The organism is Vibrio sp. qd031 (genome assembly GCF_002100145.1).
Classification (GTDB): domain Bacteria; phylum Pseudomonadota; class Gammaproteobacteria; order Enterobacterales; family Vibrionaceae; genus Vibrio.
The window spans coordinates 82,041-105,725 of sequence record NZ_JXQD01000004.1; the positions used below are offsets into that span (position 1 = coordinate 82,041).

The 23,685-nt window shown below is 46.0% G+C and carries 19 protein-coding genes and 1 tRNA gene; 12 read left to right on the forward strand and 8 right to left on the reverse strand.

Annotated features, from left to right (window positions below; all coding sequences use genetic code 11):
* Window positions 1–114 precede the first annotated feature (114 nt).
* Complete coding sequence (lptF, locus tag ST37_RS03380; RefSeq protein WP_084883821.1) at window positions 115–1,230, forward strand: LPS export ABC transporter permease LptF; 1,116 nt, start codon at window positions 115–117, stop codon at window positions 1,228–1,230.
* Window positions 1,231–1,232: 2 nt separating this feature from the next.
* On the forward strand, window positions 1,233–2,303 hold the full coding sequence (gene lptG / locus ST37_RS03385) for an LPS export ABC transporter permease LptG (RefSeq protein WP_084883823.1): 1,071 nt from the start codon (window positions 1,233–1,235) through the stop codon (window positions 2,301–2,303).
* 89 nt (window positions 2,304–2,392) lie between these two features.
* Here lptG and ST37_RS03390 read toward each other — a convergent pair whose 3' ends face one another.
* Window positions 2,393–2,866, reverse strand: a complete 474-nt coding sequence (locus tag ST37_RS03390) for an RDD family protein (protein WP_084883977.1) — start codon at window positions 2,864–2,866, stop codon at window positions 2,393–2,395.
* Window positions 2,867–3,076: 210 nt separating this feature from the next.
* Between ST37_RS03390 and ST37_RS03395 the strand changes: the two genes are divergently transcribed.
* A tRNA-Leu gene (locus ST37_RS03395) sits at window positions 3,077–3,161 on the forward strand.
* Between the two features lie 67 nt (window positions 3,162–3,228).
* Here ST37_RS03395 and ST37_RS03400 read toward each other — a convergent pair.
* Window positions 3,229–3,777, reverse strand: a complete 549-nt coding sequence (locus tag ST37_RS03400; RefSeq protein WP_084883825.1) for a prepilin-type N-terminal cleavage/methylation domain-containing protein — start codon at window positions 3,775–3,777, stop codon at window positions 3,229–3,231.
* 319 nt (window positions 3,778–4,096) lie between these two features.
* Between ST37_RS03400 and ST37_RS03405 the strand changes: the two genes are divergently transcribed.
* Complete coding sequence (locus ST37_RS03405) at window positions 4,097–4,654, forward strand: phaC PHA synthase (protein WP_084883978.1); 558 nt, start codon at window positions 4,097–4,099, stop codon at window positions 4,652–4,654.
* Window positions 4,655–4,777: 123 nt separating this feature from the next.
* On the opposite strand, the gene ST37_RS03410 is transcribed toward ST37_RS03405, so the two are convergent.
* Both ST37_RS03410 and ST37_RS03415 read right to left on the reverse strand, forming a co-directional pair.
* Window positions 4,778–5,536: a DeoR/GlpR family DNA-binding transcription regulator gene (locus ST37_RS03410; RefSeq protein WP_084883826.1), complete on the reverse strand. Its 759-nt coding sequence runs from the start codon at window positions 5,534–5,536 to the stop codon at window positions 4,778–4,780.
* A gap of 22 nt (window positions 5,537–5,558) precedes the next feature.
* Complete coding sequence (locus ST37_RS03415; RefSeq protein ID WP_084883828.1) at window positions 5,559–6,446, reverse strand: sugar kinase; 888 nt, start codon at window positions 6,444–6,446, stop codon at window positions 5,559–5,561.
* A gap of 262 nt (window positions 6,447–6,708) precedes the next feature.
* Between ST37_RS03415 and yihU the strand changes: the two genes are divergently transcribed.
* The 8 genes from yihU (at window position 6,709) to ST37_RS03455 (ending at window position 16,974) form a co-directional block, all read left to right on the forward strand.
* A complete protein-coding gene (gene yihU / locus ST37_RS03420; protein WP_084883830.1) occupies window positions 6,709–7,602 on the forward strand; it encodes a sulfolactaldehyde 3-reductase in 894 nt (297 codons plus the stop codon).
* 221 nt (window positions 7,603–7,823) lie between these two features.
* Window positions 7,824–8,867, forward strand: a complete 1,044-nt coding sequence (locus ST37_RS03425; RefSeq protein ID WP_084883832.1) for an aldose epimerase family protein — start codon at window positions 7,824–7,826, stop codon at window positions 8,865–8,867.
* A gap of 194 nt (window positions 8,868–9,061) precedes the next feature.
* A complete protein-coding gene (locus ST37_RS03430) occupies window positions 9,062–10,312 on the forward strand; it encodes an AGE family epimerase/isomerase (RefSeq protein WP_084883833.1) in 1,251 nt (416 codons plus the stop codon).
* Between the two features lie 226 nt (window positions 10,313–10,538).
* Window positions 10,539–11,399, forward strand: coding sequence for a class II fructose-bisphosphate aldolase (locus ST37_RS03435; protein WP_084883835.1), 861 nt, complete (start codon window positions 10,539–10,541; stop codon window positions 11,397–11,399).
* 452 nt (window positions 11,400–11,851) lie between these two features.
* Window positions 11,852–12,391 (forward strand): TRAP transporter small permease, encoded by a 540-nt coding sequence (locus ST37_RS03440; protein WP_084883836.1) that lies wholly within the window; start codon window positions 11,852–11,854, stop codon window positions 12,389–12,391.
* A gap of 10 nt (window positions 12,392–12,401) precedes the next feature.
* A complete protein-coding gene (locus tag ST37_RS03445; RefSeq protein WP_084883838.1) occupies window positions 12,402–13,691 on the forward strand; it encodes a TRAP transporter large permease in 1,290 nt (429 codons plus the stop codon).
* Between the two features lie 53 nt (window positions 13,692–13,744).
* Complete coding sequence (gene dctP / locus ST37_RS03450; protein WP_084883840.1) at window positions 13,745–14,794, forward strand: TRAP transporter substrate-binding protein DctP; 1,050 nt, start codon at window positions 13,745–13,747, stop codon at window positions 14,792–14,794.
* 158 nt (window positions 14,795–14,952) lie between these two features.
* Window positions 14,953–16,974 (forward strand): alpha-glucosidase, encoded by a 2,022-nt coding sequence (locus ST37_RS03455; RefSeq protein ID WP_084883841.1) that lies wholly within the window; start codon window positions 14,953–14,955, stop codon window positions 16,972–16,974.
* A 273-nt stretch (window positions 16,975–17,247) separates the two neighbouring features.
* Here the strand turns inward: ST37_RS03455 and dhaR are convergent, their stop codons facing one another.
* From dhaR to dhaK, 4 genes are all read right to left on the reverse strand, one after another.
* Window positions 17,248–19,164, reverse strand: a complete 1,917-nt coding sequence (gene dhaR, locus ST37_RS03460) for a dihydroxyacetone kinase operon transcriptional regulator DhaR (RefSeq protein ID WP_084883843.1) — start codon at window positions 19,162–19,164, stop codon at window positions 17,248–17,250.
* Between the two features lie 210 nt (window positions 19,165–19,374).
* Window positions 19,375–21,777 carry a phosphoenolpyruvate--protein phosphotransferase gene (gene ptsP, locus ST37_RS03465; protein WP_084883844.1) on the reverse strand — a complete coding sequence of 801 codons (2,403 nt, stop codon included), beginning with the start codon at window positions 21,775–21,777 and terminating at the stop codon, window positions 19,375–19,377.
* 3 nt (window positions 21,778–21,780) lie between these two features.
* Window positions 21,781–22,416 carry a dihydroxyacetone kinase subunit DhaL gene (gene dhaL / locus ST37_RS03470; protein WP_084883846.1) on the reverse strand — a complete coding sequence of 212 codons (636 nt, stop codon included), beginning with the start codon at window positions 22,414–22,416 and terminating at the stop codon, window positions 21,781–21,783.
* Window positions 22,417–22,428: 12 nt separating this feature from the next.
* Window positions 22,429–23,484 carry a dihydroxyacetone kinase subunit DhaK gene (gene dhaK, locus ST37_RS03475; RefSeq protein ID WP_084883847.1) on the reverse strand — a complete coding sequence of 352 codons (1,056 nt, stop codon included), beginning with the start codon at window positions 23,482–23,484 and terminating at the stop codon, window positions 22,429–22,431.
* Between the last annotated feature and the right edge of the window lie 201 nt (window positions 23,485–23,685).

Sequence of the window (23,685 nt, forward strand, 5' to 3'; positions counted from 1 at the left end):
TTGTTGCGTACCTCATTTAGTCGTATTTTTTGATAAATAAATAGTTCACCGTGAAATTATAGTGATTCCACCAAAAAAACAAGTTTTGTATAGGGAATTATAGGTGCCCCAAGCGTGATAATTGTTAGATATTTGATCCGCGAGACAATTAAGAGCCAATTTGCCATCTTTTTTGTGTTGTTTTTGATCTTTTTAAGCCAGCGTCTAATCAGCGTGTTAGCAGACGCCTCTGATGGTGATATTCCTGCTGCAATGGTGATGACTTTTGTTGGCCTAAATATGCCTGCAATGGGGCAGTTAATGCTACCGCTCAGTCTCTATATTGGTATTTTGCTGACTTTTGGGCGTTTGTACGCTGAAAGTGAAATCACAGTGATGAATGCGACCGGAATTGGCAACAAATTTCTAATTCAAGCGGCGTTATATTTGGCGCTGATCACCTCTGGTGCAGCCGCATTTAACTCGCTCTATTTATCGCCGTGGGCGCAAGACAAAGAAGCTCAGTTGGTGGAGCAATTGGCGGCAGATAATAGTGTTGAACTGATCAAAAAAGGACAATTTCAACGAACGCCTGACGGCAGCTCTGTAGTATTTATCGATGACGTCGATAACAAAGTGCTGACCAATGTATTTATTGCCCAAGTGACCGCCAGAGACTCCCTTCGTCCTAGTGTTGCCTTTGCCGATTCGGGCATTGCCCGAGAACTTTCCGATGGCCGCCAGATATTGAGCTTGCAAGATGGTGTGCGTTACGAGGGCATTCCATCGATGTTGGATTACCGCATCACTGAGTTTGACGAGTACGACGCGCTCATTGGTCAGCGTGAAGTCAAAGCCAAAGGTCGTGATTGGGAGGCCTTACCTACTGCGGCACTGTTTCAAAGTGATGATCGTAAAGCGATCGCTGAGCTACATTGGCGACTGTCGCTCATTATTTGTATTCCGCTTCTCACATTGATCGTGATCCCTCTGTCGGCGGTTAACCCGCGGCAAGGGCGTTTTGCAAAAATGGGTCCCGCTATTTTGTTCTATCTCGCGTACTTTTTATCGATTAGTGCTGCGAAGTCTGCGATTGAAGACGGGGGTATTTCTCCAACTGTCGGATTATGGCCTATGAATATTGCGCTGTTGGTTGCGGGTATTGTTCTCAACTCTCTAGACAGTGTCCCTGTGCGTAAACTCAAAGATGGCTTTCGTCAAAAACGTCTCGCGAAAAGGAAAGCGGCCTAATCATGTTTAAAATTCTTGATGTTTACATCGGCCGTACGATTGTCTCGACAAGTGCGTTAACACTGGCCACTCTTGTAGGGCTGTCGGCCATCATTAAATATGTGGAGCAGCTTCGAAAAGTGGGGCGCGGCAGCTACGATTTGATGGAAGCACTCTATTTTGTCATTTTGAGTGTTCCCCGAGATATCGAACTGTTTTTCCCAATGGCTGCATTACTTGGCTCGTTGATTGGGCTTGGGATGCTAGCCAGTAGCTCAGAGCTAACCGTTATGCAGGCGGCGGGCTACTCAAAATTAGACGTCGGCTTATCGGTGCTTAAGACGGCTTTACCATTAATGGTTATGGTGATGCTGCTTGGCGAGTGGGGCGCACCGCAAGCGCAGAAAGCCGCGCGTGAGTTGCGAGCATTTGCGGTCTCGGGTGGTAATATCGCTTCGGTTCGCTCTGGCGTGTGGGCAAAAGATGCCAATGACTTTATTTTTATTGGTAGGGTGCGTGATGATTCATTGACCGCTGTAAATGTGTGGCGTTTCGATGAGCAAAAAGATTTGCAAGTGACGGTGTTTGCCAAAGATGCCGATTACATTGGTGACAACACTTGGCAGTTGAATGAAGCGGTTGTGACAAACTTAGCGAATGATGTGGTTATCACCAAAGAAAGCATTCCGCAGTACCAATGGCAGACTACGTTAGCACCAGACAAATTGGCCATAGTGACGGTTAAACCCGAAGAGCTTTCACTGAGCGGCCTATTTGAGTACGTTAACTATCTAAAAGCCTCTGAGCAGGAAGCCTCTCGGTATGAGCTTGCTTTCTGGCGTAAAGTCACTCAGCCCTTATCAATCGCGGTAATGATGCTGATGGCACTTTCATTTGTGTTTGGTCCCCTACGGAGTGTAACAATGGGCGCTCGAATACTGTCGGGCGTGATAGCAGGGTTTGCGTTCTACATATCGTCGGAGTTCTTTGGACCGCTAAGCCTTGTTTACAGCGTTCCACCTATGCTCGGAGCACTGGCACCTATTGTGGTATTCTTCGGGGTAGCCGTGATGTTATTGAGGCGAAATTTATAGATAAAAAAATGGCCAACACTCTTTCGCATGTTGGCCATTTTTTTACGAGCAAGAATGATCAGTTAATAGCTTTGGTTGGTATTAGTTCGTTAGGCTTTCGGTAAAACAACAACCTGAGTTTTCGCCCACATATCTTGAAAAGCACGCTTTTTAGGATCAATGAGAACGGTTAAATTCCCCAGTCCAAATGCTGATGTACCTGCGCGAATCAAGGCTTGTGACACGCTAATGTTTGAGCCACCTTCATTTTGAACACGCAGTTTCCAGGCTCTCATTCCTAGTGTTTGGCCTGCTTTACTCCAAAAGTAGGCGAAAAAGCCCAACCAAATAGCGCCAAGGTAAAGAGTAAATACCGAACTCCAAACCGGGTGCTGCGTTAAATAGTCACTGGCGTCCAGATAGATGCCGTAGTCAAAAAGACCTGTAGCAACAAGTGCTTCCAAAATTGCAATAATGATACCGGCTGCAATCATTTCAATCGCAATAATGAGCAGGCCATCGTAGATAAGTGCGGCGACGCGACGGAAAAAACCTGCGGTCGGTAATGTGGCGGTGTTAGTCATAAAATTTGAGGACTCAATATCAGTAATGCGAGCAAGGATACTGATAAAAGAGCGCATCTAAAAGCCATTTAACTCCATTTTTGATCTAAAAATAGACCTTCGTGGCGAAAAAACGGCCGAACGAACACAAATTCATAGATTGGGTATTGCACCAAGGTAAGCGATACGTATAATGCCAAACACAGTAAGGGGTTATCCCCAAGCTTTAGTGCCGGTGTGGTGAAATTGGTATACACGACGGATTCAAAATCCGTTGCCTTCGGGCGTGGCGGTTCAAGTCCGCCCACCGGTACCACTATTTAAACAAAAAAGCCTCGACAAATGTCGAGGCTTTTTTGTATTTGCTGATCTGAACTTTTTGATTAGCAATCGGTATCGACAACTTCAACGGTACAATCACCACCTTGTCTATCACCAAATGAGTCATATAAGACATAGCAGCCGTTACTCGGTGTGATAGTAGCGCCGCCTAAATCATTGCTGGTAAAAGGTACGTCATAGCCAATAGCGGTATATCTATTGCCGTACTCTTGTTTAATTGACTCAGGGTCATCAAGGACGAGAAAGTCGATCATGGTAAGGTCATTACCCAGCTCACCTTTGCTTTCTGGGCATAAAGTAGCCCAATCGACTTCTACGCTGCCGATCCCTTCTCCATAATCAATGATGTATATCGCTTGTTCATTGTTGCCTGGGTTTTCCGTCGCGGGGGATAGCCCGTTAATGTAGGCCTTAGACTTCACTAAGGTGATTGTTGTCTTAAGGGCTGCCGCAATACCCTCTAGCGAGGATTTACGGGCATCTTCTTGTAGGTTTAACAACCTAGGCGCAGCAGTAATGGCAACGATACCAATGATAACCAATACAACGACTAACTCAACCAGTGTAAAACCACGGCTTCTACTGCTCACAACGACGTCCTTGTGTGATGATGCCTACCCATACTTTTGGGGGAGAATGTAAGTATATCTTACAATATGAAAATCGAACATTCACGCCTTGCTGATTTTTTCTTTATGGGAGTCTATTGTCTGTTGAGCTTATGTTGATCTGCCTCACGTTTATATTGATCATGATGCATTAAAGGCATACTATCGGATGATCCTACGTTATTCAGTATCATAGGTCGATATGCTGCTCCTTGAGTGCAGCATGCACTGTCGTTTGTTCGTAGTGGTGGAAACTAAGCAAATTGCAGTTTTATTTTATTACAAGCTCAAAGAGGGATTTATGAAGAAGGTAATTTCGGTTGCGGCAGCAGTGGCTGCACTAGTAGCACCGGTAGCAATGGCAACTGCACCGGTAATGTTTTCAACAATTGATTACAATGCACCAAGCGATAGTGATGTCAAAGGTGTTCGATTAGCAGTACTTCATGGTCAAGTGAGCGAAGTGCAAGGCGTTGATTTCGCATTGCTAGGTTTGTCTGAGACAGACAAAACAACAGGTGTAAACTTCGGTTTGTTTTTTGGTGCATCTAAAGTAAACCAAGAAATGAAGGGCGCTTCATTTGGTCTTCTTAACTGGAATGAAGGTCTTACGACTGGCGCGAACTTTGGCGTAGTAAACTACACTAACGACGTTAATGGCCTTAATCTAAGTACTGTTAACTACTCACAAGGCAATACCTTGGCTGATGTAGGTTTTGCAAGCATCTCAGAATCGTCAACTTTCCAGTTGGGCTTTTTCAACATGACTAAGAAAATCGATGGCGTACAAATTGGTCTTCTTAACTGCGCAGACAACGGATTCTTTAAATGTTTCCCATTCGTTAACTTTGCGAAGTAACACACTTCTATTAAAGAGCTAACGGTTTGAATAGCGTAAAAGCCTCCACCTGTGTTGGGGGCTTTTTTAGAGCTAGGCCTATGCTAACGACAAAAAACCGGCGAGCTGCCGGTCTTCAACTTGTTATTTACAAATCACCAGCTCGGTGTTGGTCGCAGCGACTGAGCTCGCTAACTCTTTCGGCGGTTTTTCGTCGGTAAAGAGGTAGTTAGCGTCACCAATGTGCCCCATTTCAATCGAGCCTTTTGGTACAAACTTGCTTGAATCTAACGCGATCATCACATGGCGCGCAGATTTCATCGCGCTTTGCGTGATCAAGCTTTCATTCAAGTCATACTCGAGCAACGTGCCATCAACATCGATAGAGGCCGTACTGGTAATGAGGTAGTCGAAACGAAAGTTTGAGATAAAACTCAACGCTTCGGTGCCGACGATACCACCATTAAATGACTTGATTTTTCCGCTTGGGATCAACACATCAAAACTTGGGTTTTGATGGAGAATATTCGCCACACGTAAGCTGTTAGTAATGATTTGTAAGTTGTTTTTCTTTAGTAAATGCGAAGCAATCACTTCGTTGGTGGTGCCAATTGTCATGAAGATGGTCGCGTTATCAGGAATGACAGACGCGATTTTTTCCGCAATTGCATTTTTCTGTTCGGTGTCCGTTACTTTGCGCACCTCATAATCGAGGTTTGTTTTAGTATCGGGTGAACTGGCGCCACCATGGTGCCGAATGAGCAGTTTCTCTTCGTTGAGCTTTTTAATGTCACGACGAATCGTTTGAGTGGACACGTCCAACTGCTCGGCTAACTCTTCAACTGAACAATAACCTGTCTCATTTACTAGTTTTAATAGTTGATTTTGTCTTGGATTTGTCACGCGATAACTCTTTATCTATTTGCTAGCTGTTCAATGTAGAATCGACTGTGTTACGGTTTGGGATACCTTGTCGGCCACCTAATTGAGTACATTTAAGCGCGGCGACAGTGTTGGAAAACTCGATTGCTTCCCTGGTTTGCATTCTTTCGGCGACGGCAACAGCCATTGCACCATGGAATACATCCCCAGCTCCCGTTGTATCAACAACCTCTACTTTCCTTCCTGCTTGATGGCAAAGCTCACCTTGCTCTAACCAGTAGCATCCTTTCGATCCAACAGTAACATAGACTTTGCTTTTTGTCTTTTGTTGAGCGATTTTGAGCCCTTCAATGGGATCGCTGCAGTTAGTGAACTTTTCAAGACCTGGTTCACTGAATGCCACGTGATCAGCCAGTTCTACAAGCTCATCAATAGCTTCGGGGGTTATGTCTGCATCAAGCACCGACGGAATGCCAAATTTCTTGGCTTGCTCCAATGCGTATTTTGCCCCTTCTATCCAACGTACGTCTGTGAGAATCGTCGAATATGTTGAGAAATCTACAGAATGCAGAGCGGTTGGATCTTTGGACAATGACTTATCTTGATAGTTAATGATCATACGCTCCCCCTCTGCATCGACTATGACTGCAGAAAATGCCGATGAGGCACCGGGGATCACTACAGCATGCTCAACGCCTACACCGTAACTTGAAAGCTCACTGAGCATAGTATCGGCGACGCTGTCGTCTCCTACGCGGCCGATAAAATCAACATCGTGGCCTAGTTTAGCTACTGCTACTGCGGCGGTTGCGGCAGGACCACCGCCAATTTCAAAATAGTCGTTAGCCACATATTTACCACCGGAAGTCGGTAATTGTGGCACCAGCTGTACTCGGTCTAATACGGTAATACCTACACATGCTATAGACATTGCTTCTCTCTTTTTTTGCTTCGTATGGGTAAGGGGTTACGACAATGTAAACCTTTACATCTGTTAGGGTTGCTCGAGTCAATCGCTCAAGATTCTCATGTTTATGACTGCTCATTATACGAGTAAATGGCCATCTGACTGGGATTAGTGTCACGATACGAATAAAAAACAACAAAAAACAACAAAATGTGACAAGGGTAAAGGATCTTGTGTCTAGAAAGCCTATAGTAAAGGGCAATTACAACACATCAAGGACTCTTAAATGTCTACTATCGGTTTTATTGGCTTAGGCCAAATGGGCAGCCCAATGGCGGCAAATCTAATTAAAGGTGGTCACTCACTTCGCGTATTTGATATTAGCGCAGACGCTGTCGCAGAATTGGTTTCTCAAGGTGCCGTCGCTGCAAAAACGCCTGCTGAAGCTGCACTCGATGTAGAGTTTGTTGTGACCATGCTGCCTAATGGTGGATTGGTTCGAAACGTTATTTTTGGCGAAAACGGTGTAGCGTCAACATTGTCTAAAGAAGCAATGCTGATTGATATGTCAACAATCCACCCATTTGAAACTGATACCCTAATTAAAGAAATGGCAGAGCAAGGTTTCCAAATGATGGAAGCGCCAGTAGGGCGTACTTCGGTACACGCTATTAAAGGCGAGCTATTGATCATGGCTGGTGGTAACAAAGAGCAGATTGAACGTGCACAACCTCTATTTGATTGCATGGGCTCAGAAACCGTTGACTGCGGTGGTCCTGGTAAAGGTGGCCGCGTTAAAATCATCAATAACTACATGAGTATTGCGCTGAATGCACTATCTGCAGAAGCGATTACGCTTGCTGAAGCCATTGGCTTGGACTTCGATACCGCAATGAAAGTAATGAGCGGCACACCAGCAGGAAATGGTCATTTCACTACAACGTGGCCTGGCAAAGTGTTGGCAGGTGATCTGTCTCCAGCCTTTATGGTTGACCTCGCGCATAAAGATCTCGGCATAGCGCTTGATCTAGCGAACCAAGTCAATGTGCCAATGCCATGTGGCGCGGCATCTCGCGAATTGTATAGCATTACTCGCGCAGCAGGTCGTGGCCGCCAAGATTGGACGTCTGTACTTGAGCAGCTTCGTGTGACATCAGGCCTAGAGCCAAAAATTAAATAATAATAATTATCCCCTTAATCAAGTGGCTCGCAGAGCCACTGATACCAATCGAAGTCATTAACTGGTCAGAAAGTTGCGCCGGAAAAATCGCTAAGAGCAAGGCAAAGATTGCCGTAGATAGTGGTTCTACCTACAAAATCTTTAACGCCGCTATTAGCGATTTTAACAAGCAAGAATGATCAGTTAATTTCTTTGGTTGGTATGAATAGAGAGGCAATAACGTGAAACTTTCTATCGAAAACTGGGGAGAGGTTGATGGACAACCAATCCCTGTTAAGCGCTTTACGTTAGAAAATAGTCTTGGTATGAAGGTGCAATTGACCAATTTTGGTTGCATCGTTACTTCCATCGAGACTCCCGACCGACACGGCCAACTTGCCGATGTGGTGCTCGGTTACGAAAGCCTAGAAAAATACTTAAATGGACATCCATTTTTTGGAGCAATCGCCGGACGCTATGCCAACCGCATAAAGTCAGGGCGCTATACTCTTGATGGCGAAAATTTTCAACTCGAAACCAACGAATTACCAACGGGCCAGCACCTTCATGGTGGTTGCAAAGGATTCGATAAACATGTGTGGAGTTTTGCTGTTGAAGAGCAAGCGGAAGCGACGTTTATCCATCTAAGCCGCGTCTCACCGGACGGTGAATCAGGGTACGGCGGTAACCTAACGGTAACGCACACCATTGGTTTAGATGAACTCAATCAAGTTCATTATAATTTTAAAGCCACAACCGATAAACCAACCATTGTTAATCTTTGTAATCATAGCTATTACAACTTAGGTGGTCATGATTCTGGTACGGTAAATGGACACCGACTCAAACTTAATGCTGACTTCTATACACCAGTGCGGGAAGACTCTATCCCAACCGGCGAAATTCGCTCCGTGTTAGATACGGCATTAAACTTTACTCGCTTAAGAGAGATCGGTGACGGTGAATACGACCACAACTTCGTGCTGAATCGACACCAAACAGACGGTGATTATCAGGTTGCAGCTGAGCTGTATGAGCCACAAAGTGGCCGCGTGATGACAGTATTAACGACTCAACCAGGGGTGCAATTCTATAACGGCTTTAAGCTATCGAACAAACCTTGGTATGGACGAAATGGCCATAAGTACGAAGCGCGAGAAGGCATGTGTTTGGAAACACAGCACTTTCCTGACAGCCCAAATCGGTCTCATTTCCCTTCGACTCGATTGAACCCTGGGGAAGTGTTTGAAGAGAAAACCATTCACCGCTTTTCTACTCAGTCATAAGGCTTCTTCAAAATAATTGCAGAGCGCCCCTTCGCTCTGCATTAATCTTGTCCAAAATTGTCATAGTTTGTGCACTAACGCTCAAAAATGTCCATTTGTGGTTATTTTTGTCATAAAGTGATACTCAACTAACAGAATTAGAGGCCACTGACTGATAATTTCGGTGGCAACAAAAAAATATAAGGAAACAAAAGATGAAGTGGATTAACACCCGTTCTCATAACTCTTGGTTGGATACAGAAACAGACCGTATCTTTGAATTTGGTCGCAACGCGGTAGTGCCAAATGGTTTTGGCTGGATTGGTAATAACGGCAACGTTCGTGATGAGATGGGCACTCGCCTTTGGATCTCGGCGCGTATGTTGCACTGTTATGCACTTGCCGCTCACATGGGGCGTCCTGGAGCGATGGACCTCGTTGAGCACGGTATCGCAGCGCTTGAGGGCCCTCTGAAAGATCACGAGCACGGCGGTTGGTTTGCAACCATCGATAACGAAGGTGAAGGCGTTATGGATGACTCAAAGCAGGGTTATCAGCACGCATTCTTACTTCTTGGTGCTGCTAGTGCGGTCACTACCGGTCACCCACGAGCACAAGCGCTGCTTGATGAAGCGATTAAAGTGTACGACGAGCATTTCTGGGTTGAAGAGAAACAGATGTGTTACGAATCATGGGATCGAGAGTTCACTGAAACTGAAGACTATCGTGGTGGCAACATGGCGATGCACTCTGTCGAAGCCTTCTTGATCGTTTACGATGTAACAAAAGATAAAAAGTGGCTCGATCGTGCACTAAACATTACTGATTTCATGGTTCACAAAACGGCTAAGGGCTTGAGCTACCGCGTAAACGAACACTTTGATTCAGACTGGAATCCATTGCCGGATTACAACAAAGAAACCCCTGCAAGTCACTTCCGTGCCTACGGCGGTACACCTGGACATTGGATTGAGTGGGGGCGTTTAATTTGTCACCTTCGCGCAACGCTATTAGACATTGGCGCGGAGGCTCCTGAGTGGATGCTGGAAGATGCGATTGGCCTGTTTGATGCAACTGTTCGTGACGCATGGCATGTTGATGGTGCACCAGGCTTTGTTTACTCGGTGGATTGGGATGGTAAACCAGTAGTGCGTGAGCGAATTCGTTGGGCACCTGTTGAAGCCATTGGTACGGCTTATGCGCTATACGAAGTAACTGGCGACAAGAAGTACGAAGAGTATTACCGCCTTTGGTGGGATTACTGCCGCACCTACCTTATCGATTACGAAGGCTGCTCTTGGTGGCAAGAGCTAGACTGCAATAACCAAGCGGGCACCAGCAAAGTGTGGGATGGCAAGCAAGACATCTACCACCTTATGCACTGCCTAGTGATCCCTCGCTTACCGCTAACTCCTGGTCTTGCGCCAGCATTGGCACAAGGTCGTCTGGACGAAAACATGAAGTAATCTGACGCACTAATACACTGTAAGCGATATTAAATGACAGCCGATGGTTGTCATTTTTTTTACCCTGATTAGCGCAACTGTTTCGACATTTTTGTGTTTCAACACTCACTTTTGTCCATTTGTGTCATTATTTGTAATAAAATGATAGCTAACTAACAGAAATGAGTTCTTTTGACTGCTACTTTAGCTCTGTAACCAACAAACAATTCCAAAGAGGATTTCTCGCATGCCTTACATGTCTGGTAAAACAATGATTCAAGAAGCGTGGAACAATGGCTATGCCATCGGCGCTTTTACCGCTCATAACCTAGAAACAATCAAAGCAGTATTGCTTGCCGCTGAGCAAGAAAAGTCACCAATTATGATCCAGATTGGTCAAAAAGCGATTAATGAAATGGGCATGAAACCTCTTCGTGACGCTATCGACTCGTTGATAGAGCATCACCAAATTACTGTACCAATCTGTGTTCACTTAGACCACAGCCGTAAGTTTGAACAATGCATGGAAGCGGCAACGCGTGACTTCCAATCACTGATGTTTGACGGCTCGGCACTACCGTTTGAAGACAACATCCGTATTACTAAAGCTGTGGTTGAAGTTGCTAATGCTCTAGGGCTAGGTGCGGAAGGTGAAATTGGTAAGATTGGTGGTACAGAAGATGACATCACGGTTGATGAAAAAGACGCGATGATCACCACGGTAGAAGAGGCTCTAGACTTTTCTGAGCGCACTGGTGTTGACTACCTTGCAGTTTCAATTGGTACTGCACACGGCGTTTACAAGACCACTCCTGAGCTTAAATTCGATCGTCTTTCTGAAATCAAAGAAGCAGTTAAAAAGCCAATTGTTTTACACGGCGGTTCTGGTGTGCCAGATGACCAAGTGGTTGAAGCCGTTAAGCGTGGCGTTGCAAAAATCAACGTTGATACAGAGCTTCGTCAAGGCTTCATCAAAGGCGTTCAAGCTCACTGGAAAGAGAATGAGAATGACTTCATTCTAGCCGACGTAATGAACACGGGTATTGCGTCTATGGTCGAAGTTGTACAACACAAAATTCGCCTATTCGGATCGGCTGGAAAAGCGTAATCGAACAAAAGTGAAACCGTGTTAACGTTTCCACTTGTCATTTTTGTGATGGTAAACGTACAAAAAGCGACAGGTTCGATGTGATTGTGAATGGCTTCACGGAATGAAATTCACAATCACGTAGGATTAAAAAATAACAAAGAGGCCATGCGCAAAGATGGCTCAAAATACATAACGTGAATAGCAATAAAAGGTCTCTACAATGTGTACTTCCAAGCCCAAATCAAGGACTTTAGCTGTGGGTCACCCCCTCATCAAAGACCCCGTAGGTACCACTTCCAATCAATTGGATCATCGAAGGTCTTGAGCATTGCGTAAGAGCTTGTGCTGACACCAGTTATTAAGTCTAACGGTCAAGCAGCGACAACCTCAACGAAAACCTTGCTTAACACATCCCAAGAGGGCTAACCCTCTCTTAGCAAACATTTTTTAAAAGAATCAATGGTGACTCTATGCTTAAAGCAATTGAAAACGCTTTACATACGATCAATGCCCCTGTCGCGCGCTGGACCGCTCAAATAGCCGGTTTTATGTTGTTTGTGATGACACTGATCGTTTTGCTACAGGTAGCTTGCCGCTACATTTTGAATATTCCACTTAGCTGGACGGACGAATCATCACGCTTTCTGATGATTTACATGACCTACCTTTGTCTGCCGCTCATCTATCTACAAGATCGCAATATCGCGATGACCTTTATTACCGACAAACTAAAAGGAACTCGAGTGTATGAGTTGCTGATGATTGTGGCTCACATCTGTGCAATCGTTCTATTTGTTGTGTGGATCTACTTTGGCTACACCTTCTTCAAGACTGGCTCGGTAATGGCAGATAGTCTTCCTATTCCAATGTACGTTGTGTATGCCATGCCACCAATTATGTTGTTTATCTCGTGCTTCGCTGCCTTAGAAAAACTGGCTGGCTCTCTGCACAACCTTATCCATTTTAACGCTTATAAAAAGTCGCTAATTGCGGCCGAAGCGGCAGAGTAGAGGTCTTATCATGGTTTCTCCAATTTTCGTTCTCTATTTCTTGGTTTTCCTACTGATCGGTGTACCGGTGCTGTTTGCTTTGGGTTTGTCTCCCATCATCACCTTTGTACAAAATGATCAGGTCCTGTTCATCAACATGCTTTACCAGCGTCTTTACTCTGGTTTGGATAACTTCTTACTGCTCGCACTACCGTTCTTTATGCTAGCGGGCGAATGTATGTCTAGTGGTGGTATCACCCCTCGCATCATCTCTTTTGCTCAGACGCGTGTTCAGCACCTGCGAGGTGGTCTTGGTCATGTGGTTATCTTGACCTCAACACTGTTTGGCGCTTTGACTGGCTCGGCGGTAGCCGCGACATCAGCGATCGGCAACATGCTTATCCCTGAAATGACCAAATACAAATACAACAAGAGTTACTCCGCGGCACTAACGGCAGCGGCAACAGTATTGGGTAATATCATCCCACCGTCTGGTTTGATGCTACTTTATGCCTTTGTTATGAACACCTCAGTAGCCGCGATGTTTATCGCAGGCATCGTCCCAGGTATTATTTTCTGCTTGGGCTTGATGGTGGTGAACCGCTTCCAGATCGCCAAATATCCTGAGGTCGAGACTCTGCCACGTGCAAGCAAGCTTGATCGTAAGACCAGCCTTAAGCTCGCTATTCTGCCGTTACTTACTCCAGTTATCATTTTAGGCGGTATTTACGGTGGTATCTTTACCCCAACTGAAGCCGCTGCGGTTGCAGTAGCCTACGCAATCTTCCTATCGATTTATGTCATCAAAGTTGCTGACATGAAAGCGACCTACGCGCTATTTGCTAAAGTGGCTGTCAACGCTGCTGCGGTACTGATCATTGTCGCGGCCGCGAGTGGGTTTGCGTCTGCTGTTAGCTTCTCGGGCATATCGGGTATGGTGAATGATTTCTTCATGAGCATTACTCGTGACCCAATCATGCTGTTCTTCATCATCAATATCTTCCTGTTCATCGTGGGCATGTTCCTCGATGCAGGTCCAGCTATCTTGATCTTTGCGCCAATCATTGCGCCAATCATGATCAATTTGGGTATTGACCCTGTGCACTTCGGTGTAGTGATGGTTATCAACCTTTCTATTGGCCTTGCGACACCGCCTATGGGCTTGGTTCTGTTTGTTGCCGCAGGGGTATCTGGAGAGCCGCTACAAAAAATATCGAAGGCGATCATTCCATTCTTGATTGTAGAGTTCTTGATCATCTTCTTAATCTCATTCTACCCAGACTTGGTAATTGGTCTTCCGAAACTACTCGGTGTGATGTGACCAGGTTTAAAGAATACGTGAATCAAAATATATAAGACTATAAGGAACATACGATGAAAAAATCACTACTGGCCATTGCTACTACAGCATTGCTTGCCTCAGGTGCTGCATACTCAGCGGATTACAAACTAACTGTACCGCACGTATCTAACCTAGACAGCTACAACCACCAATCTCTTTTGGTTTTCAAAAACTATGTAGAGTCTCGCTCAAACGGTGCAATTGAAGTAGATATTTACCCATCAGGCCAGCTATGTAGTAATGCCAAGGAGTGTATTGCCGGAGTTCAAGCGGGCATGTTTGATTACTTCCAAACCACAACCGCTGAGCTTGCTAACTTTTGGAACCCAGTAGGCGCGTTTGACCTACCATACTTGCTACCAAACGACCGCGTAGCTGAGTGTGTTTACGACAATGAAGAGTTCTTGGGTGATGTTCGTGGCGAGCTTATGCAGCGCGCACCTAACGTTCGTCTAATGATGGTATCTAACTCTGGTGGCTGGCGTAACATTGCAACTACTAAGAAACAAGTTAAGACTCCAGCGGATGTGAAAGGCCTGAAACTGCGTACCGTACCAGCACGAATCCAACAAGAGTTGGTTAAAGAGCTAGGCGGCGCACCAACACCTATCGCATGGCCTGAAGTATACACTGCACTTTCTACCGGTGTTGTAGACGGTACTAAGAACGGCATCGTTGATATCGTACAGAACAAATTCCACGAAAGCCTCGACTACATGATCCTTGATGGTCACGCGTACATGGGTGGCGCTTGGGTATTCAATGACATGAAGTTCAAGTCAATGTCTAACGAGCTTAAGCAAGTGATCGTTGATGGTGTGGATGCACAAAACCAATACCTTCGTGCGTATCCTAAGCATAAAGAATTCTCAGCATACGAAGAATTCCGTAAAGCTGGCGGTACAATTTACAACCCATCTGTAGCAGAAAAAGCTGAATTCCAGAAAGAAACAGCACCTGTTAAAGAGTACTTCTTGAGCACTACAGGTAAAGAAGGTGAGAAATGGCTACAACGCTTTGAGAAAGAAATCAAAACGTGTGAAATGGCTATCCAAGCTGACTACGACATGCAGTTTAAGTAATACCTTAACGCCTAATGGCCTCTGCGGCATGCAGAGGCCAACTTCTAGCTCCCTTCTGTTCTTTATGGACAAACAATCAAAACAATTAAAGAGTTAGATAGTTTTCATCAACGTGAAATATTAAGCGAAGCACTGTGCTTTGCGGATCGAGGTTCTAAATGAAATTAACAACTACTGAGACTGGCTTTACCCTGACTCACAAAGACCGTGTTGTATTTGACCACAGCACTGACGCACCAATTTTGTTTTTAGGTGTTGGTGAAGCCAACTACGACATGTATCGTGGTAACTTCGATATTACAGATTATGTAACAGAGCGCTTACCAATGCGTCAATTTGACGTAGAGCGCTTTGAGCGTGAAGGTGTTGAAACCTTTGCAATCAGCTTTAAATTTGATGGTGAAGCGGTTCTCAAAATGATCGTTTCTCCAACTGCAGAAGGCCGCCTCAAGGCCGAGTTTGAAGCGATCGATAAAAAGTACAATCGTTTCTGGCTACGTGTTGCGGCTGACAAGCATGAGCGCGTATTTGGTTGTGGCGAGCAACTGACTTACCTAAACCTACGTGGTAAAAATTTCCCTCTTTGGTCTTCGGAGCCGGGTGTAGGTCGAAACAAAAAGACTGAAGTCACCTTTATGGCGGATGTAAAAGATAAAGCAGGCGGTGACTACTACACCACCAACTACCCGCAGCCTACATTTGTGTCAGACGACAAATACTTCTGCCACCTAGAAACAACGGCTTACGCTGACTTTGATTTTACCAATGACACCTTCCACGAGCTTCAAGCTTGGGATATTCCACAATACTTACTGCTTGATCGCGAAGAGAGCTACGACGCATTGATGGAAAACATCACTGGTGTATTTGGGCGTCAGCCAATGCTGCCTGACTGGGTTCACGATGGTGTGATACTTGGTTTGCAGGGCGGTACGGATATCGCGATTGAAAAAATCGCAATCGCTAAGCAGCACGGTGTCGAAGTTACGGGTGCATGGTGCCAGGATTGGCAGGGTAAAAAGATCACTTCTTTTGGCAAGCGCCTCCAATGGGATTGGCAATGGAACCCTGAGATGTATCCAGATTTGGATACCAAAATCCATGAGCTTAAAAAGCAAGGTGTTCACTTCCTAGGTTACATCAACCCATACGTACTAGAAGATTACCCGCTATACAAAATAGCAGCAGAAAAAGGCTACCTAGCAACTAAGCAAGACGGCTCGAAATATGTGGTCGACTTTGGTGAGTTCTACTGTGGTGTGGTGGATTTCACTAATCCAGAAGCGTGTGAATGGTATAAAGAGGTTATCAAAACCAACATGATTGACTTTGGTCTTGACGGTTGGATGGGCGACTTTGGTGAGTACTTACCAACTGACTGCACACTAAGCAACGGCGTTAGCGCTGAAATCGAGCACAATAAATGGCCTTACCGATGGGCAAAAGTACAGCACGAAGCGATTGAAGAAGCGGGTAAGACTGACGACATTCTATTCTTCATGCGTGCAGGTGGTACGGGCATTCAAGGTTACTGCCATACATTATGGGGCGGCGATCAGCTTGTAGACTGGTGTTTGGATGATGGCTTAGCTTCAGTGATCCCTGCCGCGCTTTCCTCTGGCCTTATGGGGAACGGTATTCATCATAGCGACATTGGTGGTTACACCACACTTCATGGTAAGAAACGCTCTAAAGAGCTGTATCAGCGTTGGGTAGAGATGAATGCATTTACCCCTATTTTGCGTGGTCACGAAGGTAATCGTCCGGATGATAACCATCAGTTTGATACCGATAAAGAAACCTTGCTGCACCTAGCGAAATTTACTCGCGTGTTTAAGCACCTTAAGCCTTATATCAAAGACGCCGTGGCGCTTAATTCGCAAAAAGGTATGCCAGTACAACGTCCACTGTTTATGCACTACGAAGACGACGCCCAAACCTATGAGATCAAGTACCAGTACCTGTTTGGTCGCGACATGCTAGTAGCGCCAGTGTACAACCAAGGCGAAACGCTGAAGAAAGTGTATCTTCCGAAAGATAACTGGGTTCACGCCTTTACTGGCGAAACCTTCACCGGCGGTGAGTGGGTTGACGTTGAAGCACCGATTGGTCAGCCAGCGGTGTTCTACCGCGCTGAGTCTGCACAACGTGCGTTGTTTGAAGGCATAGCTGCACTTTAATCTAACGTCTTAAAACGTTAAAAGGCCTAATCAAATTGCGATTAGGCCTTTTTGTTTTTGGTATTTGAACTAGAAGCCGTAAGAGGCAGAAAATACAAATGGGTTGTTGGCATTGCACGCTCTATAAAGTGGCGTGATTTACTCGTAGCATTCGGTGTGCACGAGTTAAGCTTGTGTAATGATTAAATAAATTAGGCGACAGTCATCACTGCGTTAGGTTTACTAAGCGCTATCAAAGGGGAGTGTTCTGCGAGTGACATTGGCAGAGTGTGCTTAACCAAGCCCGTACTTTTGAATTTTACGCCATAAGGTGGTTCGGCCAATTCCAAGGGACTTTGCCATTAAATGCATTTTGCCTTCAAAGTGGTTCCAGGCTTGGACGATCGCTTGTTTTTCGGCTTCTTCTAGTGATTGCAGTCCCGCCAATGGGTGGGTGCTGAGAGAGCGAGCTTTGAGATCGTCTGGGATATCGGATAACCCAATCAGGTTAGAGCTTCGATTGAGTAGTACTTTTTCAACTCGGCTTTTTAGTTCCGAGTTGTTGGCCAGCCAATCGTAATTCACCAGTGCATCCATCGCGTCTTTTTCGATTGAGACTGCAACATTGTGACGTCGTTCGTAGCTGTTCACTAGTTTAAGTATCAGGTGTTCAATGTCTTCTTGTCGCTCACGAAGCGGTGGAATATACAACTCGTTTGCCGAGATTTGATAATAGAGCTGCCGGCCAAACGAATTTCTAGCGACATACTTGCTTAAATCGCTGGTGGTGCTTGCAATGCATTGAAATTTTACCGGAATAACGCGCTGCTTCGACGGGCAATCAAACAGTTCTGTTTTAAGGCTTTTTAGTAAAATGGATTGCTGGGATTGCGTTAGGTATTCGACGTTTTCTAAAAACAGCGTCCCGTTTTGCGCCAATTCAAATTTGGCTGCCAATGCATCGCCTTCTTGCTGCTCATCCATACTTTCGTGGCCACTGTTAAGAGAGCGACAGTTTAAGGTGATAAATGGGCCATCGACAAAGCCACTTTCATTATGGATCGCCATCGCAAGATCGGTTTTACCGACTCCGTCTTCACCCGAAATCAGCATCGGCGCCTTGGATTTAATGCATCGTTTGGCAACCGTTACCAAGTGTTTTATTTTGCGCGAGATGCCTGGCAGTGTCGCAAAGGTAAACTTGGCATTATTGCCCGCCTGTTGCTGAGCAAGCTTTCTAATTTTGTCGATTGGGTGAACAAACAAAAGATGCGTGCCATCAGGCAATGACTTGAACGAGATGATTGTTTCCACAAACTCACCGTTAACTTCAATGGTGGTTTGTTTGCGGATCATATCGTTATGATTTTCGATGTGCGACTGAATAAAAGGTGGAAAACGAATCAGATCGAAGATTGGCTTATCAATGGCTTTGTGGGCGGCAAAGCTGAGCAGAGTTTCGGATTGTTGGTTTGCAAGAGTAACTATGTCTTCCTCGTCCCAAACGATAAGCCCATCGTCCATACATTCTAGCGTTGCATTATGGGCACTGATCAGGCGGTTAGTGCTCTCTTGTTCGGCCGATATGTGGATTTGCATCGAGATCTCTTTCGCCATAGAAGAGGTGATAACCAAGTTCTCTTGGTTAAACTGCTGATCTTTTCTAAACAGCGCAACGCTGCCTCTAAGTCGCCCCATCGAATCAAAGATAGGCGCTGCAACGCTGCCAAAGCTGTGTAAGTGACGGTTAAAGTGCTCCTCCGTGCAGACCTGGATAGGCATGTGAGTATCGATGGCAAGGTTTATCGCGTTGGTGCCAATTTTACCCTCCGAGAAAAAACACCCCACCTTGAAGCCAAGCTCCGCCATGTCATTTTGTAAGTTGTCGTCCCCCGTTAAAAATAGGGTACAGCCGTTGTCATCGGTGACTAGTAATACGACGTCACTGCCCCTTAGCAGATCGTACGTATCTTCAACAACGGTGGTCGCGCAGGCAATGATGCTTTGATTTCGTTTGATCAGTGATTTTAGCGTGTAGCCAGATGCCACGTGAGGCTTAGACCAGTTATGCGGACTGCACTGTTTTATGCATCTTTCCCAAGAGGCAAAAATGGGTGTTTGAGCGAATTCTGGTGAGACCCAATGGTGCTTTTGAAAAAAGTCCCAAGTCTTTTTGTGATCATTGTGGGGGGCGGGGGTGGAAGAGAGCATACAATTGCGCACCTAAATACTGATGAACCATTGTATTCGTTACTTGGCCAATGCTTAGTGAGGCGATTCACATTCTGGTTTTAACGTTTCAAAATGAAACAAAAGTGGGATCGAGCTAACGATAAAGGTAATAAAGGTGTTAACGAGAACGAGCGCGTCAACACCTTTGTTTACATGTAACGTAATCGCATTTTGAACACTACGACTGAACTACACGGTTTCTGTCGTTGATAATGAAATACCACGAACGGTTTGCTTAAGCGCAGGTAATAGCGTTGAGCTGGCACTAAACTTAGTTAGCCCCAATTTAAGTAGTGTTTCTGTCGCTTTGGTATCGCCGGCCATTTCACCACACATGCTCACCGCAATCCCTGCATTTTTTGCCGCTTTACAGGTAAGCTCGATAGCTGAAAGTACGGCAGGTTCGAAGTAGTTCACTAAGGTCGCAACATCAGTGTTTCCGCGGTCTGCGGCCATCACATATTGAGTTAAATCGTTAGTTCCAATGGAGAAGAAATCCACTTCTTTGGCTAGCGCGTCGGCGTTAAGCACAGCAGCAGGCACTTCTATCATTATCCCAACCGGTAGATTGCTCTCTTGCAAACCTAGCGCCAGCTTTTGTTCTTCAACCAAAGCTTTCACTTGATGAATTTCATCCACAGTGGCAATCATTGGGATCATTAACTGAATGTTTGGCTGCTGAGCGTGCGCACGTAGCACGGCGCGAATTTGATCCACGAACAGATCTTTATGAGCAAGACATAAGCGAACCCCGCGCAATCCCAAGAATGGATTTTCTTCTTCTGGCATTGGGTAAGCTTTAAGTGGCTTGTCACCACCAACATCTAAACTACGGATGGTGATAGGTTTGTCACCAAAGGCTTTGGCGATGCCTAAGTAAACCTCAGTTTGCTCATCCTCACTTGGCAGAGTATCGCGAGATTGGAACAAGAATTCGGTTCTAAATAGGCCAACACCTTCGGCGCCATTATCGAGTGCCGCTTGGACATCTTCTGGGCCACCAATATTAGCCAGACTTTGAACTTTCTGTCCGTCTAGCGTAGCCGCTTGGCTCTGTGCGTTAGCTTTAGCCGCTTCGCACTCTGCAAGCCATTGCTGACGTTTCTGTTCAAGCTCTGCGGAAGTATCGCTGTCTGGTGAGTGCCACAGTAGGCCGCTAAAACCATCTACAGAGATATATTGCCCGGCTTGGATCTCTTCTAAACAGCCTTTTGCTTGAACGATGGCTGGAATGCCCATAGCTCTGGCTAAGATTGCGCTGTGTGACGTTTTTCCACCTTCACTTAAGCAGATAGCAAGAACAAGGTTTTTATCGAGTCCGGCAACGTCAGAAGGCATTAGGTCACGAGCTAAAAGAATACTGGGTTCACTTAGGGCAATACCTGCATCGGTGTCACCCGTCATCACGCGCATTACTTGGCAGGCAATATCGTGGACATCCGCCTCACGCTCTTGCATGTAAGTCGATTCAGCTTGGCTGTACTCAAGGGCGAGTTGCTGAGTGACTTCAACCCAAGCTTGTTCTGCGATGACGTTTTGTGCGATGCGTGTCTGCACCGATGCTAGTAGCTCAGGGTCATTAAGCATCAGCAGGTGCGCTTGGAAAATCTCGCCATGAGGCTCGCTAGCTTGCTGTTTCAAACTCGCGCTAACCGTCTCAATAGATTGGGTAAAGTGGCTCTGCTCATCAGCAATAGAAGCACAACTACGGTTCGGAACGTCTGGCATGGATGCGCTAAATAACACAGCAGGACCTGTTACGATGCCACCGTTTACGCTTAGGCCAGTAATCGCTCCTTTGATTGCTTGATGAGAGGGGGCAGAGGCCACCTGTTCGGTTTCTGGCTCAGGCTGAGGGTTGTTGACTAGGTCAGCCTCTCCGAAATGGGTGTGGGCAAGTTGCTTAAACGCGTCGATAGCGCCTTGAGCGTTGTCACCACTGGCTTTAAAGCAGATGCTTTCGCCTTTACTAACGGCAAGTTTTGCAATGCTGTTGAGGCTTTTCGCGCTGACTTCTTTGTCACCTTTAATTAGCCACATGTCACAGTTAAAGGCGGCAACAGCGCCAACGATGCTGGCGGCTGGGCGAGCATGGATCCCGTGTGGGTTTTCCACTTGCCACTCAAAGCTGAGTGCATCGCTAGCCGATTGAACAGCAACTTCCGGCGCAACTGAGTCATCGGTCTCGCCAAGGTGTTCTTGTTTAACGCCAAGAGCGGCTTTTGCTTCACTGATTACGGTATCGATGTCGAGTCCAGCAGCTGCGGCAACAGACGCGGCGAGCGTACCCTCTACAACAGGTGCTGATACCAGTTTCACTTTTTCTGCGATGTCAGGGTCAATCAGTTCAATGGCCATTTCAGTACTGAGTAGTGCACTGCCAAGATCCATTAATACAACAACACCATCGTCATCACACACTTCTTCAATAGCGCCCATAACAGCAATAGCATCGGTTCCAATTGGGTTTTCTGGATCATCAATACCTGCTGCAATGGCGATGTTTGCCTTGCCTTGCGTCATTTGGGTGGCCAATTCGGCCACCCCTTCGGCAAGTCTGCGGCTGTGGGATACAACTACAATACCGGTCATAGATTAACTTCCTGCTAGCGCTTGCTTAAGTGCTTTAATCATAAGCAGAGATGACGTTGCACCAGGGTCTTGGTGTCCGATGCTGCGCTCACCTAGGTAAGAAGCGCGACCTTTTTTGGCTTGCATCTCAATGGTAGATACGGCACTTTTTTCTGCAACATCAACCATTTCAGTGGTCAGCGCTTGATCTTCCATACCCGCTTCAGCAGAGACTTTCGCTTGCTCAAGCACAGGTAGCCAAACGTCACACATGGTTTTGTCGCCAGGTGCTGCTTTACCGCGAGAAATAACGCCGTCAACACCGCCCTTTAGCGTATCGATAAGCTCTTGATAGCTCAGCGTTTCACGAGCACCAACCGATGCCGCAGCGCGAATAAACAGTGTGCCGTATAGAGGGCCACTAGCTCCGCCTACGCTTGATAGCAATGTCATTCCAGTGTTCTTTAGGATCATTGAGATGTTTTGCTCAGCCACTTTTGGCAGGTTCTCTTTTACTTTGCTAAAGCCGCGGTTCATGTTGAGGCCGTGGTCAGCATCACCGATGTCACGGTCAAGATCAGTCAGAAAATCTTGGTTTTCTGCGTAGGTATCGGCACACAGCTCTAACCAATTGATGATGTGTTGTTTTTCAATTTGCATGATGAGCTCCGATTACCATTTTACTGCGGCTGTATCGACAGGAGCGTCGAACAGTTCGATCATTTCAGCGTCTGCTTTTAGCAGCGTAATTGATACGCCTTCCATGTTTAGCGACGTACAGTAGTTACCTACCATGTTGCGAGCGATGTTGTAGCCTGCTTTTTTGCAGTTTTCTGCTAAGCGGCGGTACACACCAAACAGTTCGCTTTCTGGTGTTGCACCGAGGCCGTTAACGATAGCGATGTATTCGCCAGCACCGAAGTCTTCAATAGTACTTTCGACTTCGTTCCAGATACCATCTTCACGGTCAAAAATTCGAAGTGTTCGAGTGTAAGAGGCGTTTTCAGACAGCTCGACAAACATTTGGTCAACCATGTCGTCACAGCCTGTAAATTTGCGACGCTCGATACCTGGTTCGCCGTGGATGCCCACACCAAATTCGATTTCGTCATCGGCTAACACAAACGATGGTTTGCCCGCTGCTGGAACGACACAAGCGTCCAATGCAACACCGAATGAACGACAGTTGTTATTGACGCGACGAGCAAGCTCTTCACATTTTTCTAGGCTATAGCCCTTGTCTGCAGCAGCGCCGACAATTTTTTCAACCAATACAGTGCCAGCAACGCCACGACGTCCTGCTGTGTATAGGCTGTCTTTTACCGCAACGTCGTCGTCAATAAGAACAGAACCTACTTTGATGCCATCAGCGTGTAGAAGCTCTACCGCTGTTTCGAAGTTTAGAACGTCACCGGTGTAGTTTTTAATGAAGAACAGTACGCCTTCGCCAGTGTTCACTTGGTTGCCACACTCGTACATTTGGTCTGGTGTTGGCGAGGTAAATACTTCACCTGGGCAAGCACCTGTTAGCATACCTTTACCGATGAAGCCGGCGTGTAGAGGCTCGTGACCACTACCGCCACCAGATACCAAAGCCACTTGGCCAGGCGTTTGTTCGTGCCACATGTAGCGCGGCTCGTAGTTGGTTTTAAGCTCTGGACGAGAAAGGGCTAGGCCTTCCATTTGCTCTTTGACTACATCTTCCACGTTATTGATTAGCTTTTTCATCGCAAATTCTCTTGTTGTTGTATTCGTATTTGTAGGATTGCCATTGATGTTAGAAGTTTGACAAGCAGTCTCAACAAAAAAAAACTCGTTCCATTTTGAAACGATCTAGCTCAAATTCGGCGTTCCAAAATGGAACGCTGTGACGTTGTAGACGTGAGAAAGTGATCTGCCGCGCTATTCGACGTTGTCGGCAATTTAGTT

Coding starts and splice junctions, on each gene's coding strand:
- dhaR (WP_084883843.1), bottom strand. CDS start 19,164: ATGCTCTCTTCCACCCCCGCCCCCCACAATGATCACAAAAAGACTTGG.
- ST37_RS03435 (WP_084883835.1), top strand. CDS start 10,539: ATGCCTTACATGTCTGGTAAAACAATGATTCAAGAAGCGTGGAACAAT.
- lptG (WP_084883823.1), top strand. CDS start 1,233: ATGTTTAAAATTCTTGATGTTTACATCGGCCGTACGATTGTCTCGACA.
- dctP (WP_084883840.1), top strand. CDS start 13,745: ATGAAAAAATCACTACTGGCCATTGCTACTACAGCATTGCTTGCCTCA.
- dhaK (WP_084883847.1), bottom strand. CDS start 23,484: ATGAAAAAGCTAATCAATAACGTGGAAGATGTAGTCAAAGAGCAAATG.
- ST37_RS03430 (WP_084883833.1), top strand. CDS start 9,062: ATGAAGTGGATTAACACCCGTTCTCATAACTCTTGGTTGGATACAGAA.
- ST37_RS03440 (WP_084883836.1), top strand. CDS start 11,852: ATGCTTAAAGCAATTGAAAACGCTTTACATACGATCAATGCCCCTGTC.
- ST37_RS03445 (WP_084883838.1), top strand. CDS start 12,402: ATGGTTTCTCCAATTTTCGTTCTCTATTTCTTGGTTTTCCTACTGATC.
- dhaL (WP_084883846.1), bottom strand. CDS start 22,416: ATGCAAATTGAAAAACAACACATCATCAATTGGTTAGAGCTGTGTGCC.
- yihU (WP_084883830.1), top strand. CDS start 6,709: ATGTCTACTATCGGTTTTATTGGCTTAGGCCAAATGGGCAGCCCAATG.
- ST37_RS03455 (WP_084883841.1), top strand. CDS start 14,953: ATGAAATTAACAACTACTGAGACTGGCTTTACCCTGACTCACAAAGAC.
- ST37_RS03405 (WP_084883978.1), top strand. CDS start 4,097: ATGAAGAAGGTAATTTCGGTTGCGGCAGCAGTGGCTGCACTAGTAGCA.
- ptsP (WP_084883844.1), bottom strand. CDS start 21,777: ATGACCGGTATTGTAGTTGTATCCCACAGCCGCAGACTTGCCGAAGGG.
- ST37_RS03415 (WP_084883828.1), bottom strand. CDS start 6,446: ATGTCTATAGCATGTGTAGGTATTACCGTATTAGACCGAGTACAGCTG.
- ST37_RS03390 (WP_084883977.1), bottom strand. CDS start 2,866: ATGACTAACACCGCCACATTACCGACCGCAGGTTTTTTCCGTCGCGTC.